We start from the raw sequence: 14,560 nt of genomic DNA, 5'->3' as shown, positions 1-14,560 counted from the left end.
TGCCTTCAACACTTAGGCCTGGCACACAGAAAAAAACCCGCTGCGGCGGGTTTTTTAGGGCGGTTATTCGGTCTCTTCGGGGATCACCGGAGGCGGAAAGCCGCCCAGTTCTTTCCAGCGATTCACAATGCCACAGAACAGGTCTGCGGTTTTTTCCGCGTCATAGGCGGCGGAATGGGCTTCCTTGTTGCTGAACGGAATGCCCGCGAGTTTGCAGGCCTGGGCCAGAACCGTGTGGCCATAGGCCAGGCCGGCCAGCGTGGCGGTATCGAAGGTTGAGAAAGGATGGAACGGGTTACGACGGATGTCGGCCCGCAGCGCGGCTGCAAAGATGAAGTTATGGTCAAAGGTGGCATTGTGGCCCACCAGGACGGCTCGCTTGCAATCGTGGTTCTTCACCGCCTTGCGAATGGGGCTGAAGATCTCGCTGAGTCCTTCCCGCTCGGGTACCGCTTCTCGCTCCGGATTCCACGGATCAATACCCGTGAAATCAAGCGCGGACTGCTCCAGATTCGCGCCTTCGAAAGGATCGATCTGCTGAACGTGGGTTTCAGCGCGCCGCACCCAGCCATCGTCGTCCATGGTCAGTATCACTGCCGCCACTTCCAGCAGGGCGTCCCGCTCGGGATTGAAGCCAGCGGTTTCCACGTCGACTACAACAGGCAGAAACCCGCGAAAGCGGCGGGACATGGGATGCGGTGGTTTGTTTTCGTCAGTCACTCAAGCTCCGGTCTTGGCCGTGTGTGAGAAGGAATAAGTCAGGTTTACGCCAGTTTCCAGTGAACGGTTTCACCAGCCTTGAGGGGCACGATGGTTCCGTCAGCCAGCGGCAGCTCTGCCGGCATGGTCCAGGGGTCACGAATCAGGGTGATGGTATCGGTATTCCGCGGTAGGCCATAGAAATCCGGCCCGTTGAAACTGGCGAATGCTTCAAGTTTATCCAGGATGCCAAGCTCTTCGAAAATGTCCGCATACAGGCCGATTGCGCCGTAAGCCGAGTAACAGCCAGCGCAACCGCAGGCTGCCTCTTTGCGATCCTTCGAATGAGGGGCGGAATCCGTGCCCAGGAAAAAGCGTTTGTCGCCGCTGGCCACCGCGTCCCTGAGCGCCTGTTGATGGCGGTTACGCTTTAGGATTGGCAGGCAATAGAGATGCGGTCGAATGCCGCCTACCAGCATGTGGTTGCGGTTATACATCAGGTGCTGGGGCGTCAGAGTCGCACCGAGGTTGTCACCGGTGTGCTGCCGGACAAACTCTGCGGAATCGGCCGTGGTGATATGTTCCAGTACAACCTTCAGGTTCGGGAAAGCCTCGAGAGTGGGTGCCAGGACACGCTCCAGAAATACCTTTTCCCGGTCAAAAATGTCGATATCGGCATCGGTTACCTCGCCGTGTACCAGCAGCAGCATGCCACAATTGGCCATGGCTTCCAGAACCGGGTAGATGTTGCGGATATCCTTCACGCCGGAGTCGGAATTGGTCGTTGCTCCGGCCGGGTAAAGCTTGGCAGCCACAACGCCGGCAGCCCTGGCATCCCGGATGGTCTGCGCCGTCATGCTCTCGGTCAGATACAGCGTCATCAAAGGCTCGAACTCGGTGCCATTGGCAGCCGCCAGAATCCGCTCCCGGTAGGCTGTGGCATCGGCTGCGGTGGTGACTGGCGGTACCAGGTTGGGCATGATGATGGCGCGACCGAAGCAGGCGGCCGTAGCCGGTACCACGTCGTTGAGAATGTCGCCGTCCCGTACGTGAAGGTGCCAGTCGTCGGGGCGTGTGAGCGTGAGCTTGTCTGTCATGGCGTTTGTCCGAAATACCTTTGGCGGGGCGAGCTTGTGCCCGGTTCTCTGGGAGCCGAAAAAATTTGGCGAATTATACCAGAAGGCGCGGGTGATTGTTTTCCGGTTGGTGGCTAAAGAACTTCCGGCTCAGGCCGTTAAACAGTCTGACTCTGCTAACTCCGGACACTGATGGCTAGCTCTATGGGATTTCGCCCCGGACAACTCCTGAATACTCTGCTGGTTGCCACGTTGCCCGTGGTGCTTCTGCCGGCAACCGCGCAGGCTGCCAGCTATGGCGCCGGAATCGAGAACAGCCAGTGGTATCTCGCCGAGTCGGTATTTGAATGCCGGCTGGTGCACGAAGTTCCCGGCTACGGTCGGGCTGTGTTCAATCATCGCGCCGGTGAAAGTCTCAGCTTTTTCCTGGAGTCTGATTCCGCATTGATGCGACCAGGGCGCGGCAGCCTTGTGGTCGAGGCACCGGCCTGGCGTCCGGGTGTGGCGCCGAAGCCCCTGGGAACGGTCAATGTCTCGGATGATCGCCGTCAGGTCTCGCTGGATACCCGTCAGGCGTTCGTGGTCGCCCATGGACTTCTGGACGGGATGCGCCCGACGGTAACCAGGGAATCGTGGTTTGATGGCCGCCCGGTGCGGGTTCAGGTCTCCAACATCAACTTCGCCGGCGAGTACCAGCGTTATCAGCGCTGTACGTCCAATCTTCTGCCGGTAAACTTTGATCAGATCCAGCGCTCGAGGGTGCCCTTTGCCAGCGGCAGCACGCAATTGTCCGATGCCGACAGGCAACTACTGGATAACATCGTGGCCTATGTGAATGCAGATTCCACGGTCGAGCGGATTTTCGTGGATGGCCATAGTGACAGTATTGGAAGCCGGATCGACAACCGTGCGCTTTCCGAAGATCGCGCCAATGTAGTAGCCGACTACCTCAAGGCGAGCGGTATTGATGAAAACATGATTACCGTTCGGGCTCACGGCGACCAGTACCCGGTATCCAACCGGCCCGCCGATAACCGCCGCACCAATATCCGCCTGCAACGGGCCGGTGACCGCCCGGAACTGCAACAGGCCAACGGCTATGGCGGCGAACCCAGGGGCTGATTGGCGTCAGTAAACCGAATCCAGAACTTCCAGGTGGGCATTGACGCTTTCCGCCAGGGCCCGCAGGTGGTAACCGCCTTCCAGGGTTGAAATGATCCGGTCATTGCTGTGCTCACTGGCGACACTCACAATCATTTCTGTTAGCCAGCGATAATCTTCCGTATCCAGATTCAGTTCTGCCATCGGATCCAGCCGGTGGGCATCAAAACCCGCCGAAATCAGGATCAACTGCGGTTTGAATTCATTCAGGCGCTTCAGCCATCCCGCCTCCACCTGCTTCCGGTACTCTTCAGACGAACAGTTTGCCTCAATCGGAATATTCACGATGTTGTCGGCCTGCCGGTGCACGTGGGAGTGCGGATAGAAGGGATGCTGGAAGCTTGAGCACATCAGGATACGCTCGTCGCCACTGACAATGTCTACGGTGCCATTGCCCTGGTGCACGTCGAAATCGATGATCGCGACCCGCTCCAAATGATGAAAGGTGAGGGCGCGCACGGCGGCCAGGGCAACGTTGTTGTAAAAACAGAACCCCATGGATTTCGCCCGCTCGGCATGGTGCCCGGGCGGCCGGGCACACACAAACGCGTTAGTAACCTGGCTGCTCATGACCATATCCACGGCCTGGATATTGGCACCAGCTGCCAGACGAGCGGCTCGAAGGGTGTCGGGCATCATGGCCGTGTCCGGGTCGGTAAACACGCGGCCGCGGGTCGGTTGCATCAGGTCCAGTTGATGGAGATATTTTTCCGGATGCACCATCAGAAGCTGATCACGGGTGATTTCTTCCGGCCGCACCCAGTCCAGCTTCTGGTCCAGGCCAGTATCAGCAAGGTAGCTGATGATGGCCGCCAGCCGCTCAGGGCTTTCCGGATGCTCCGGCCCCATGTTGTGTTTCATGAAGTCATCGTGGGAAAAGAATGCCGTGGTCATACGTCTCGGACTGCCTTCAATATGCTTATATTTTCTTCAAGCTTATCAGGGAAAACTGCACGATGCCGTGTTTCTTTGGTCTTATAGGGGCGATAGTCATTTCACATCGCGGGATCAAGGCCTAAGATAAGAGTTACACTCATAAGTAACCTGTTTTATTACGTTTATTTCCTTAACGGCCTGCCGGCCACTCACAAAGGAGAGTCAGCTTGAGCACCCGGTATCTGGAGAGCCTGTTCAACCCCGCATCCATTGCGGTGATCGGTGCATCGGAGCGGGCAGACAACCTTGGCGGCATGGTATTGCGGAACCTTATGGGGGGCGGTTATCCGGGGCGGTTGCTGGTCGTGAACCAGAACGATTACGACAACGTGCACGGGGTACCCTGCGTCAAGAAAGTCTCGAAAATGGAGTTTTCCCCGGACCTGGCAATTATCTGTACGCCGCCGGATACCGTGGCCAAGACCATCAAGCGGCTGGGGGAAGCCGGGGTACGCACCGCCATCGTTATGACCGGGGGTATGTCCCGTACTCACAGTAAAACCGGCCAGCCCCTGATGTATTCCGTGCGCGAGGCCGCCCGGGAAACCGGCATCAGGGTGCTTGGCCCCAATACGATCGGTCTGATGGTTCCGGCCCGTAGCCTGAACGCCACCTACGCCCATATGGGCGCCATTCCGGGCCGGGTTGCCTTCGTCGGCCAGTCCGGCACTATTGCCAGCTCAGTCATAGATTGGGCGTTCGCCCGGGGTGTGGGGTTTTCCTACTTTCTGACCCTGGGCGATGGCATGGATATCGATCACGACGACCTGATTGATTATCTGGCGCAGGACACCCAGACCCGTGCGATTCTTCTGCACATCGAGAACATCCCCAATGCCCGGCGTTTCATGTCGGCGGTTCGGGTGGCATCCCGCACCAAACCGGTGATTGCGGTGAAATCTGGTCGGGTCCCGGAATCGGAGTGGTTTCCCCACGATCTGCCCGATGGTCTGAAACGCAGTGATCCGATCTACGACGCCATGCTCCAGCGGGCCGGTGTGCTTCGGGTGGACGGTCTTGGCCAAATGTTTGATGCGCTCGAGACTTTGACCCGCATGCGTCCCTTGCGCCGTGAAACTCTGGCGATCATGGCCAATGGGGTTGGCCCGGGTGTGTTGGCTGTCGATCGGCTGGCTGACCTGGGCGGTGAACTGGCGGAGCTGTCGAATTCCAGTATCGGGGCCCTGGCTGAGCTGCTGCCACCATACTGGACTCGCAAGAACCCCATTGACCTTAACTACGATGCCTCGCCGGAGTTGTATGGCAAGGCCATCAAGATTCTGGCCAAGGATCCGGAAGTAGCGAACGTTCTGGTGATGTATGCGCCGAGCCTGACAGAGGACAGCCTCCAGATTGCAGACGCCGTGGTGCAGGCTTCGAAAGGAACCCGCCTGAACGTATTCACCTGTTGGCTCGGCCAGAGTACGGTCATGGATGCCCGGGAAGAGTTTTACCGGGCCGGGCTGCCATCGTTCTTCAATCCCGAAAAAGCCGTTATGGCGTTCATGCAGCATGTTCGTCACCAGCGGGTTCAGCGGTTACTGACCGAAACCCCTGAGTCCTTTACTGATCACTTCGCAGATCGGACCCACACCCGTCACGTGGTCAGCAGGGCGTTGCGCTCAGGTCGCTATCATCTATCGAACCGGGAAGCCCGGGATCTGGTGCGGGACTATGGTATCAACACCATCGACACCATGTATTGCGACGACATGGAAGAGGTTCTGGAGGTGTTTGCGGTTGAACGCCGCCCCATCGACATAACCATTATTCATGAGCAGGCCTGCCATCCTTTCCTGAATCTGAGTCCGACCCAGCGTCGTTACAAAGGCACGGTACAGAAGCTCAACAGCGAAGCAGCGATCATGGATTCCTGCCGCTACCTGATGGAGGAATACAAGAGCCACTTCCCGGACAGTGGCTTCCTCGGGTTTGCAGTTCAACGTTCCTATCAGCATGTCGGGGGCATTGAGTTCAGCGTTGGCATTACCCGTGACTCACTGTTTGGTCCGTTGGTCGTATGTGGCGCCGCAGGTGCTCAGATAAACGTCATGACTGATCGGCAGATAGCACTGCCGCCTTTGAACATGGTGCTGGCCCGAGAGCTTCTGCGCCGTACCTACATGTACAAGCTGCTGAAAGAGCATAGCCTGAAGCCGGAGGAGGATATCCGGGCGGTATCCGAGACCCTGGTGACTCTCTCCCAGATTGTGATCGACATCCCGGAGATTCAGGGGCTGGAGATATCGCCCTTGCTGTTCAACGAGCAGGGCGCCGTGGCGGTGAATATCGCTATCAATCTGGCCGACAAGCCGGGCCGGCCGATCATTCAGCCATACCCGCGGGAACTGGAGGAATGGATTGTTCTGCCGAAATCCGGCCGCCGGGTCATCATTCGACCGGTATTGGCCGAGGACGAGCCTGCCCACCGGGCGTTCCATGAGTTGCAGTCACCGGAATCCATTCGTTACCGCTTCTTCCAGTATCGCAAGCATTTCTCGCGGGAAGACGTTGCCCAAATGGTGCAGATCGATTACGACCGGGAGATGGTCTTTATTGCCAATGCGCCCCGGGAAGACGGCGAAGGGGAGGAGACCCTGGGAACCGTGCGCACCTGGACCGATGCTGACAACCTGCAATGCGAGTTTGCGGTCATGGTGCACGACAAAATGAAAGGGGAAGGCCTCGGTGTAGCCCTGATGCAGAAGATGATCGATTATTGCCGGGCTCGTGGCACCGTGGAAATGGTTGGCAACGTGCTGCCGGACAATCGTCCTATGTTGCAGCTGGCAGAGCATCTGGGGTTTGAGATCAAGTTTAATACCGAGGAGGAAGTGATGGATCTGCGGCTGGTTCTGAACGAACCGGAAAAAGACTGGCAGCGAGAGCGGTTGGGAAAGAGCGCTCACTGAGGGGGTTGGGCCAGGACGGGATCAGATGAACGTTTCATCTGATCCCCTGTTCACGGCTTTATTCTTCGACAATCGCTGAGCGATCTTCACCGCCCAACGCTTCGAGGAGTCCCGGAATCAGTCGGGACAGCTCCAGGGTCATCAGCGTGAACGCCGCATCAAACTTGGCAACGGCGTCATCCACATCGACATCGTCCAGCTGGTCCTGAAGTGTTTCGCCGAATTTCAGTCGACGAATGCCCAGTTCTTCATCCAGCACGAAGGAGACGTTGTCGTCCCAGGTCAGGGACAGCTTGGTCACCTGCATGCCTGCATCCAGATGATTGCGGATCTCATCGGCTTTCAGATCCAGGCCTTTGCAGCGCACAACCCCACCATCTTCCGACGGATCTTTCAGCTCGCATTCACTGCCCAGAACCACCTTGGCAGGCAGATCGATGGATTCGTTCAGCCAGCCGGTAAAGGTGAAGGCGGGCGCCTGTTCCACGGCGGGCGGACGAACCGGTAATGAACCCAGGCTTTTGCGCAGAGTGGAGGCCAGATCTTCAGCCTGTTTGGCGGAGCCCGCATCCACTACCAGAACGCCGTCCTGTGGTGCGAGATAGGCGAAGCAGCGACGGTTTTTGGAGAAGGCCTGGGGCAGCATCTCCAGCATCACCTGTTCCTTGATTTCATCCTTTTCTTTGCGTCGGACCTTACGGCCCTGCTCGAATTCGATCGCTTCGGCTTTCTCTTCAACGGCTTCCTTTACCACCGGTCCCGGAAGAATCTTCTCTTCCTTGCGCAGAGCGATCAGATGATAGCCGTTGGCGCTGTGCACCAGTTGTTCTCCATGCTTGCCCAGCGGCGGTACCCAGCCCTGGCGGCTGGTTTCCTGGGGCCCACAGGGTTTGAAGGCATCGGCCTGCAGTTTTTCCTCGAGCTCTTCGGCGGAGATATCAAACGGTTTGGTAAATCGAAATACGCGGGCGTTGCGAAACCACATCAGGGCTGGTCCTTGTCTTTCATATTTGCAAGATCTCTACGAGTACGGTTTTGATAATAAAGCCCACAACGCCTGCGCCCAGCACCGTAAACAGGGCGATGGTGCCGAATCTTCCGGCCTGGGATTTCTTGGCCAGATCCCAGACGATGATACCCATCCAGACAATCAGGCCGGTCAGAAACACCAGCATGGCGATCTGGGAAAACACTGCTTCGTTCATTGCTTACTCCGATATCAACGTGGATTACTGTTCATCCCGCAGGAAAACCCAGTTGTTCTTATCGGATTGGTCTTCGCTGAAGTAATAGCCTTCGAGGTTAAACCCCTTGAGGTCGTCGGCTTGGGTAATGCGGTTCTCGATGGCAAACCGACACATCAGGCCGCGGGCTTTCTTGGCGTAGAAGCTGATCATCTTGTACTGACCATTCTTCCAGTCCTTGAATTGGGGAGTAATCAACCGACCTTCAAGGTCTTTCTTCTTTACGCTTTTGAAATACTCATTGGAGGCAAGGTTTACCAGTACGCCGTCGTCGTCTGCCAGCAGCCGGTTGATCTCGTCAGTTATCTTGTTGCCCCAGAATGCGTAGAGGTCCTTGCCGCGGTCATTCTCGAACCGGGTACCCATTTCCAGACGATAGGGTTGCATCAGGTCCAGCGGTTTCAGAACCCCGTAGAGGCCCGACAGCATGCGCAGGTGTTGCTGGGCAAACTCGAAATCGGCCTCGCTGAAGCTTTCGGCGTCCAGCCCTGTGTAAACATCGCCCTTGAATGCCAGTAAAGCCTGGCGGGCATTTTCCGGGGTAAACGGTGTGTGCCAGTTTCTGAAGCGCTCAGCGTTCAGTTGGCCCAGCTTGTCGCTGATGCTCATCAGATTGCTGATCTGATGCGGCTCCAGCCCCTTGAGCTGGTCGACCAGCTCGCAGGCATCCTCAAGGAACTCCGGCTGGGTATACGTGTTGGTCGCCAGCGGGCTTTCGTAGTCCAGCGTTTTGGCAGGGGAAATAACCATCAGCATGTCAGGCAATCCTCATTGCAGGAATGTGAGTAATTCATCCCTGGTAAAAGGCCAGTCCAGTTCCGCACCGGTATCGTTGCGTCTAAGCACCGGTATCCGGGTGCCGTAGCGTTCCACCAGCTCTTCGGACTGGGCAATGTCCACAACGTCTACCGGGATCGGCTCCGGCATGGGCGTATTTACAAGCAGGGCTTCTGCCAGTTCGCACAAATGGCACTGGGATGTTGTGTAGAAAAGCAGTTCCATTATTTCGGCTGTGCGTCCAGTTTCTGGCCGTTAACGCCCTGACTGTCCTTGCCCATGAGATACAGGTATATCGGCATCAGGTCTTCCGGTGCCGGATTCTGCTGTGGGTTCTCCGCCGGGTAGGCGTGGGCTCTCATATTGGTACGGGTGGCGCCGGGGTTCAGACTGTTTACCCGGACATTGTGACGCTCGTCATCCAGTTCTTCGGATAGCAACTGGCTCAGGCCCTCGACGGCGAACTTGGACACTGCGTAGGCACCCCAGTAGGCTTTCGCCTTCCGGCCAACACCAGACGATGTGAAAATCACCGAAGCATCATCGGATTTTCGCAAAAGGGGGATCATGGCCCGGCTGAGCAGGAATGGAGCGGTTGCATTTACATGCATGACTTTGTTCCAGGTTTCCGGGTCATACAACTCCACCGGGCTGCGATCGCCCAGGATAGCCGCGTTGTGAAGCAAACCATCGAGCTGGCCGAAGTTGTCTTCGAGAGTCATGGCCAGCTCTTCGTAATCCTTCACCGCCGCACCCTCAAAGTTCATGGGTACGATGGCGGGCTTCGGGTGACCGGCGGCCTCGATTTCGTCGTAAACCGTTTCCAGCTTGCTGACAGTTCGGCCAACCAGTACGACGGTCGCACCGTGGGCGGCATAGGCCTTCGCCGCTGCCCGGCCAATGCCGCTGCCGGCACCCGTCACCATAACGATACGGTCTTTCAGAAGATCGGCGGGCGCTTGGTAATCATGCATAACCTGTCTCCGTGTCAGGCTGTTACCGGCTGAACACCGGGTCCTAAATTTGATGCGCTATTGTAACAGCTTTGCCAGGTCCGTGACGGTGTCTGCAATGAGATCCGCTTGCCACAGGTCAATGGCTTCCGGCTGCTCGATATAACCGTAGCGGACCGCGATGGTCTTCATGCCGGCATTGCGGCCGGCCTCGATGTCCCGTTCGTGGTCGCCTACATAGATCCCTGAACCGGGCTCGGTCCCCATCTGCTGGCAGGCGAGCAAAAGGGCTTCGGGATGAGGTTTGCGCTGAGCAACATGATCGGGGCACACCAGCGCCCCACACCGATCTGCCAGGTCCAGGGCTTCGATTAGCGGAACCGCGAATCGGGCAGGCTTGTTGGTGACAATGCCCCACGGGATACCTCGCGCCTCAAGCGCTTTGAGGAGCTCGTCCATGCCTTCAAACAGGCTGGTTTCTACCGCCACGCCGGCCTCGTAGAGGTCGAGGAACGCGGTGTGCTTCTCCAGGTACTCCGGATGTTCAGGCTCCAGGTCGAAGCCGACCCGGATCATGGCGCGAGCGCCGTTTGAGACCGAACGTCGAATATGCTCTGGGGGCAGGGCAGGTAGTCCGTGCTGTTCCCGCAACTGGTTCAGGCATCGGATAAAGTCCGGCGCCGTGTCGATCAGCGTCCCGTCCAGGTCAAACAGGACCGCCGAGGTTTGTTGAGTGTTTTCAGGCTTCACGGATATCCCTGGCGTGCATCAGGTAATTGACGTCCACGTCCCGGCCCAGTTTGTAGACCTTGGTAATCGGGTTGTAGGTCATCCCGGTCAGTTCCCGGACATCCAGCCCCGCGTGGCGCAGGTGGTCGGACATTTCCGAAGGCCGGATAAATTTCTTCCATTCATGGGTGCCCTTGGGCAGCAACCGGAGAACATATTCCGCCCCGACAATCGCAAACAGGAACGACTTTGGATTACGATTGATAGTTGAGACAAACAGATGACCGCCGGGTTTCAGCATGGCGGCACAGGCCCTGATTACCGATGCCGGATCCGGCACATGCTCCAGCATTTCCAGGCAGGTAACGACATCGTATTGGCCGGCATGCCCGCTGTCCTGTACCAGCTCCTCGACGGTGATCTGCCGATAATCTACGTTCACGCCGCTCTCCATGCCGTGCAGCCGCGCGACCGAGAGGGGGGCCTCGCCCATGTCGATACCGGTAACATGGGCCCCACGCTGGGCCATGCCCTCTGACAGGAGGCCGCCACCGCAGCCTACATCCAGAGCCCGTTTTCCGGCCAGTGAAACTCTCTCGTCAATGTAGTTCAGGCGCAGCGGGTTGATATCGTGCAGCGGCTTGAATTCGCTTGAAGGGTCCCACCAGCGGCTGGCCAGGGCTTCGAATTTGGCGATCTCGTTCCGGTCTACGTTCTGGTTTGTCATGGTTGGTTCTGCCTGGTGAATCAATAGGAAATCGGTTAGTCAGCCATTGTACGGATTCGCCCGGCCCAGTCCTCAACTCGAAGCATGAGATCGGCAACGTCAATGCGGGTAAGCCGGCCATCCTGTACTTGTGGTACGCCGTTAATCCAGCTGTGGCTTACTGATCGACCATGGTTACTGTAGACCAGGTGCGAGGCCGGGTCGTAGACCGGCTGTAAAAACGGGTCGCTCAGATCAACGGCAATGATGTCCGCCAGTTTGCCCTCGACCAGAGAACCCAGCTCATGGTCCCGCCTCAGGGCCTTTGCTCCGTTGATGGTGGCCATCTCGAGGGCCCTGTGTGCCGATAGCGCCGAGGCATCATTGGCCACAACCTTGGCCATCATGGCGGCGGTCCGGAGTTCCCCGAACAGATCGAGGTCGTTGTTGCTGGCGGCGCCATCGGTGCCAATGGCGACGTTTACCCCGTTATCAAGGAGTTCCTGCACCGGACAAAGGCCGCTGGCCAGCTTCAGATTCGATTCCGGGCAGTGGATGACATGGGCGCCCGTTTGTTTAAGCAAACTGATATCGCTGCCATCAATCTGGGTCATGTGTACGCACTGGGTCTCTGGCCGAAGCAAGCCGAGATCCGCCAGTCGGGCAGTCGGCCGTTGCCCCAGCTTTTCAGTAGCCTCGGCCACTTCGAATGCGGTTTCGTGCAGGTGTATCTGGATGGCCGCGCCGGTCTTTTCCGACAGTCGGACGGCTTCAATCATCGGCCCGTCGGACACGGTGTAGGGTGCGTGGGGGCCAATGGCCGGCATGATGTAGCCATCGGTTTTCCAGGTGTCTATAAAGTCGGCACCCTTGCTCAGATACTCGTCCGGGCCGGCACCCCAGGGTGTCGGGAAGTCAAGCAGCGGAAAACAGATTTGCGCGCGAATGCCCGCATCGTGCGCCATCTGAGCTGCAATTTCCGGGAAGAAATACATATCCGAAAACGTGGTGGTTCCGGTTCGCAGCATTTCGGCCATCGCCAGTTGGGTGCCATCGGCAATGAACTGTTCGCTGATAAAGCGACCTTCGGCGGGCCAGATGTGATCATTCAGCCAGGTCATTAGGGGGAGATCATCCGCCATGCCGCGAAACAGCGTCATAGCCGCGTGGCCGTGCATATTGATCAGGCCGGGCATGACAACATGGTGCGGAAGGTCGACGGTTTCACGGGTTCGGAACGTCCGGTCCGCCTGTTCTTGGGGGATCACTGCAGCAAGGCGCTTGCCCTGGATAATGACTGCGTGATTCTCAAGCACCGTGCCAGCCGGCTCAATTGGAATCAGCCAGCGTGCGTTGATGCGAATATCGGCCGCTGTGATGGTGTCTGCCGTCATTAATCCTGCCTTGCAGCGCTTGGCGCGGAGCTGCCGCACCTTGAAAATGTAGCCCGGAAGTATAACCGTTATAATCACAGTTTTCAGCGCTGAAAAACCGGAGCAGTTTTCTATGGCAACAACCCCGAACCCCTCTTCTGAACGTGGCATTGGCACCGTTGCAATACGTTGGCATGGCGGCAGTCTTGAGCTGCTTGACCAACGCTTGCTGCCAGGAGAGGAGCATTGGATAACGCTGGAAGGAGCGGCCGGAGTATCGGAGAGTATCCGGGATATGGTGGTTCGGGGCGCGCCTGCAATCGGTATCAGCGCAGCTTACGGCGTGGCCCTGGCGGCGAGGCACGCCGGTGGTGGCGACTGGAGGGCAGAAATCAAGCAAGCCATCCGAGAGCTTGCGGCATCAAGGCCGACGGCGGTGAACCTGTTCTGGGCACTGCAGCGCATGGAGCGGGTGTTTCACGCCTGTCACTCTCTGAACGAGGCGGTAAAACGGCTGGCCCGGGAGGCCGAGGCGATCCATGAGGAAGACCTGGCAGCCAATTTTGCCATGGCGGACCATGCTCTTGCAGTTATCGGAGCAACGAAACCCCTTTCGGTGCTAACGCATTGCAACACCGGCGCCCTTGCTACCGGGGGTTATGGCACAGCTTTGGGCGTTGTTCGTCGGCTGAACGAGAAAAAACTGCTGAAAGAAGTTTATGCCGATGAAACCCGACCCTGGCTTCAGGGCAGCCGACTGACGGCCTGGGAGCTGTCCCGGGAGGGCATTCCTGTCACGCTGAATGCTGATGGTGCCGCTGCTACAATCATGGCCCTTAAAGACGTGCGCTGGGTGATCGTCGGCGCGGATCGGATCACCGCCAATGGCGATGTGGTTAACAAGATCGGCACCTACAGCCTGGCGGTTCTGGCTCGCCATCACAAGGTGGGCTTTATGGTGGTCGCGCCCTCGAGCACGGTGGATATGGCCATGGCGTCAGGGGCGGATGTCCCCATTGAGGAGCGCGAGAGTGTTGAAATCCGGGAGATACGCGGCATTGGGCTGGCGCCGGAAGGCGTCAACGTGTTCAATCCGGTCTTCGATGTGACACCGGCCAGCCTGATTGACGCCATCGTTACCGAAAAGGGGGTGGTGCATAACCCGAATATTACCGGTATGCGGGCGTTATTTGGTTGACGGCGGAGTAAGTTCCGGCTGCTACTTTCTGGCGGCAGGCTTGTCAGGCGGTGTGTTCACGTCAGGATCCTTTTCTTCGTAGGCAGCCCGAAGCTCGGCCACCTGCTGTTCCTGCTCCTCAATAAAGTGCAGGGACATCTCAAAGCTCTGGCGGGTGAACTCCAGCACTTTCCGGAAACCTTCATCCGAGAGCGTGCGGGCGTCGTCATGCCGGCGAAAGATGTTGATGAATTCCCGTTCTCGCTCAAACTGCAGGGGCAGTCTTGCCACGCCCCAGTCGTTCAGAATCTGCCAGACTTCGGGATTGTAGTTGCGCGTGGTGCGCATGATGAAAGGAATGGGATCGTTTCGGGCAATGAGGGCTGCCAGACGTAGTATCAGTTCGAAGGACAGGGTGGTGGTGCCGTTCTCTATAGCCTCCAGGACGGACTTGTCCCGCAGGTTAAGGGCCTCGCTCATTTCAGATACGGTGAGGCCGGCCACTTCGCGGATGTCTTTGAGAGACTGGCCTGCTGTGAGCATTGCCCGCAGCTGATCCTGGGAATTGATCAGTGCCCGGCCCACCCGAAGAGACGTATCCGTCGCCTTGACCCCGAAGCGGAGCGCAGACCCGGTAAGGCTTGCCAGGCGGTCGATCAGGCCTTCCGGCGTTCGTTCCTGAGCCGCCGGTTTCTCCAACCCTTCCACTTCCTCCAGGGAGCGCATGGCATGTAGCGCGTCCAGTAGCATGTCTTGCAACATCCGTGCTTTCTGGTGGCTATCCTGTCCGCCTGCGTCCTGCTCAGTCATGAGACTT

Annotated in this window: 15 protein-coding genes; 3 read left to right on the top strand and 12 right to left on the bottom strand. The window is 57.9% G+C overall.

The window, feature by feature from the left end; all coding sequences use genetic code 11:
• Positions 1-63: 63 nt before the first annotated feature.
• Positions 64-720: a ribonuclease T gene (gene rnt, locus AC13DD_RS02715; RefSeq protein WP_075267700.1), complete on the bottom strand. Its 657-nt coding sequence runs from the start codon at positions 718-720 to the stop codon at positions 64-66.
• Positions 721-764: 44 nt separating this feature from the next.
• Entirely contained in the window at positions 765-1,796 is a 1,032-nt protein-coding gene (pyrC, locus tag AC13DD_RS02710) for a dihydroorotase (RefSeq protein ID WP_092034045.1), read from the bottom strand.
• 183 nt (positions 1,797-1,979) lie between these two features.
• Between pyrC and AC13DD_RS02705 the strand changes: the two genes are divergently transcribed.
• Positions 1,980-2,897, top strand: coding sequence for a flagellar protein MotY (locus AC13DD_RS02705; protein WP_053114885.1), 918 nt, complete (start codon positions 1,980-1,982; stop codon positions 2,895-2,897).
• A 6-nt stretch (positions 2,898-2,903) separates the two neighbouring features.
• Here AC13DD_RS02705 and AC13DD_RS02700 read toward each other — a convergent pair whose 3' ends face one another.
• Positions 2,904-3,830, bottom strand: coding sequence for a histone deacetylase family protein (locus AC13DD_RS02700; protein ID WP_482930818.1), 927 nt, complete (start codon positions 3,828-3,830; stop codon positions 2,904-2,906).
• 209 nt (positions 3,831-4,039) lie between these two features.
• On the opposite strand from AC13DD_RS02700, the gene AC13DD_RS02695 reads away from it, so the two are divergent.
• Positions 4,040-6,784, top strand: coding sequence for a bifunctional acetate--CoA ligase family protein/GNAT family N-acetyltransferase (locus AC13DD_RS02695; RefSeq protein WP_482930817.1), 2,745 nt, complete (start codon positions 4,040-4,042; stop codon positions 6,782-6,784).
• A gap of 58 nt (positions 6,785-6,842) precedes the next feature.
• Here AC13DD_RS02695 and rdgC read toward each other — a convergent pair whose 3' ends face one another.
• From rdgC to AC13DD_RS02655, 8 genes are read right to left on the bottom strand one after another with little or no spacing between them, the layout of a single operon-like run.
• The gene (gene rdgC, locus AC13DD_RS02690; RefSeq protein ID WP_482930816.1) at positions 6,843-7,769 is read right to left on the bottom strand and encodes a recombination-associated protein RdgC; all 927 of its coding nucleotides are present in this window, start codon (positions 7,767-7,769) and stop codon (positions 6,843-6,845) included.
• Between the two features lie 19 nt (positions 7,770-7,788).
• Positions 7,789-7,989 (bottom strand): DUF2788 domain-containing protein, encoded by a 201-nt coding sequence (locus tag AC13DD_RS02685; protein WP_148607709.1) that lies wholly within the window; start codon positions 7,987-7,989, stop codon positions 7,789-7,791.
• A 24-nt stretch (positions 7,990-8,013) separates the two neighbouring features.
• Positions 8,014-8,784 carry a peroxide stress protein YaaA gene (gene yaaA, locus AC13DD_RS02680; protein WP_482930815.1) on the bottom strand — a complete coding sequence of 257 codons (771 nt, stop codon included), beginning with the start codon at positions 8,782-8,784 and terminating at the stop codon, positions 8,014-8,016.
• Between the two features lie 12 nt (positions 8,785-8,796).
• Entirely contained in the window at positions 8,797-9,030 is a 234-nt protein-coding gene (locus AC13DD_RS02675) for a glutaredoxin family protein (RefSeq protein ID WP_064227467.1), read from the bottom strand.
• Positions 9,030-9,779 (bottom strand): YciK family oxidoreductase, encoded by a 750-nt coding sequence (locus tag AC13DD_RS02670; protein ID WP_008171450.1) that lies wholly within the window; start codon positions 9,777-9,779, stop codon positions 9,030-9,032. Before AC13DD_RS02670 ends, AC13DD_RS02675 begins: the two co-directional genes overlap by 1 nt.
• A gap of 57 nt (positions 9,780-9,836) precedes the next feature.
• The gene (gene gph, locus AC13DD_RS02665; protein WP_148607707.1) at positions 9,837-10,508 is read right to left on the bottom strand and encodes a phosphoglycolate phosphatase; all 672 of its coding nucleotides are present in this window, start codon (positions 10,506-10,508) and stop codon (positions 9,837-9,839) included.
• Positions 10,498-11,214 carry a bifunctional 2-polyprenyl-6-hydroxyphenol methylase/3-demethylubiquinol 3-O-methyltransferase UbiG gene (ubiG, locus tag AC13DD_RS02660; protein WP_148607706.1) on the bottom strand — a complete coding sequence of 239 codons (717 nt, stop codon included), beginning with the start codon at positions 11,212-11,214 and terminating at the stop codon, positions 10,498-10,500. The genes gph and ubiG overlap by 11 nt, the downstream gene beginning before the upstream one ends.
• Before the next feature lie 35 nt (positions 11,215-11,249).
• Positions 11,250-12,587, bottom strand: a complete 1,338-nt coding sequence (locus AC13DD_RS02655) for a TRZ/ATZ family hydrolase (protein ID WP_482930814.1) — start codon at positions 12,585-12,587, stop codon at positions 11,250-11,252.
• A gap of 112 nt (positions 12,588-12,699) precedes the next feature.
• Between AC13DD_RS02655 and mtnA the strand changes: the two genes are divergently transcribed.
• Positions 12,700-13,764, top strand: a complete 1,065-nt coding sequence (gene mtnA, locus AC13DD_RS02650; RefSeq protein ID WP_482930813.1) for an S-methyl-5-thioribose-1-phosphate isomerase — start codon at positions 12,700-12,702, stop codon at positions 13,762-13,764.
• Between the two features lie 21 nt (positions 13,765-13,785).
• Here the strand turns inward: mtnA and AC13DD_RS02645 are convergent, their stop codons facing one another.
• A complete protein-coding gene (locus AC13DD_RS02645) occupies positions 13,786-14,553 on the bottom strand; it encodes a helix-turn-helix domain-containing protein (RefSeq protein WP_482930812.1) in 768 nt (255 codons plus the stop codon).
• Between the last annotated feature and the right edge of the window lie 7 nt (positions 14,554-14,560).

Source organism: Marinobacter sp. L-13, from assembly GCF_056857715.1.
The sequence above is the reverse complement of the archived record's forward strand: the minus strand, read 5'-3'. Positions and strand labels throughout refer to the sequence as shown.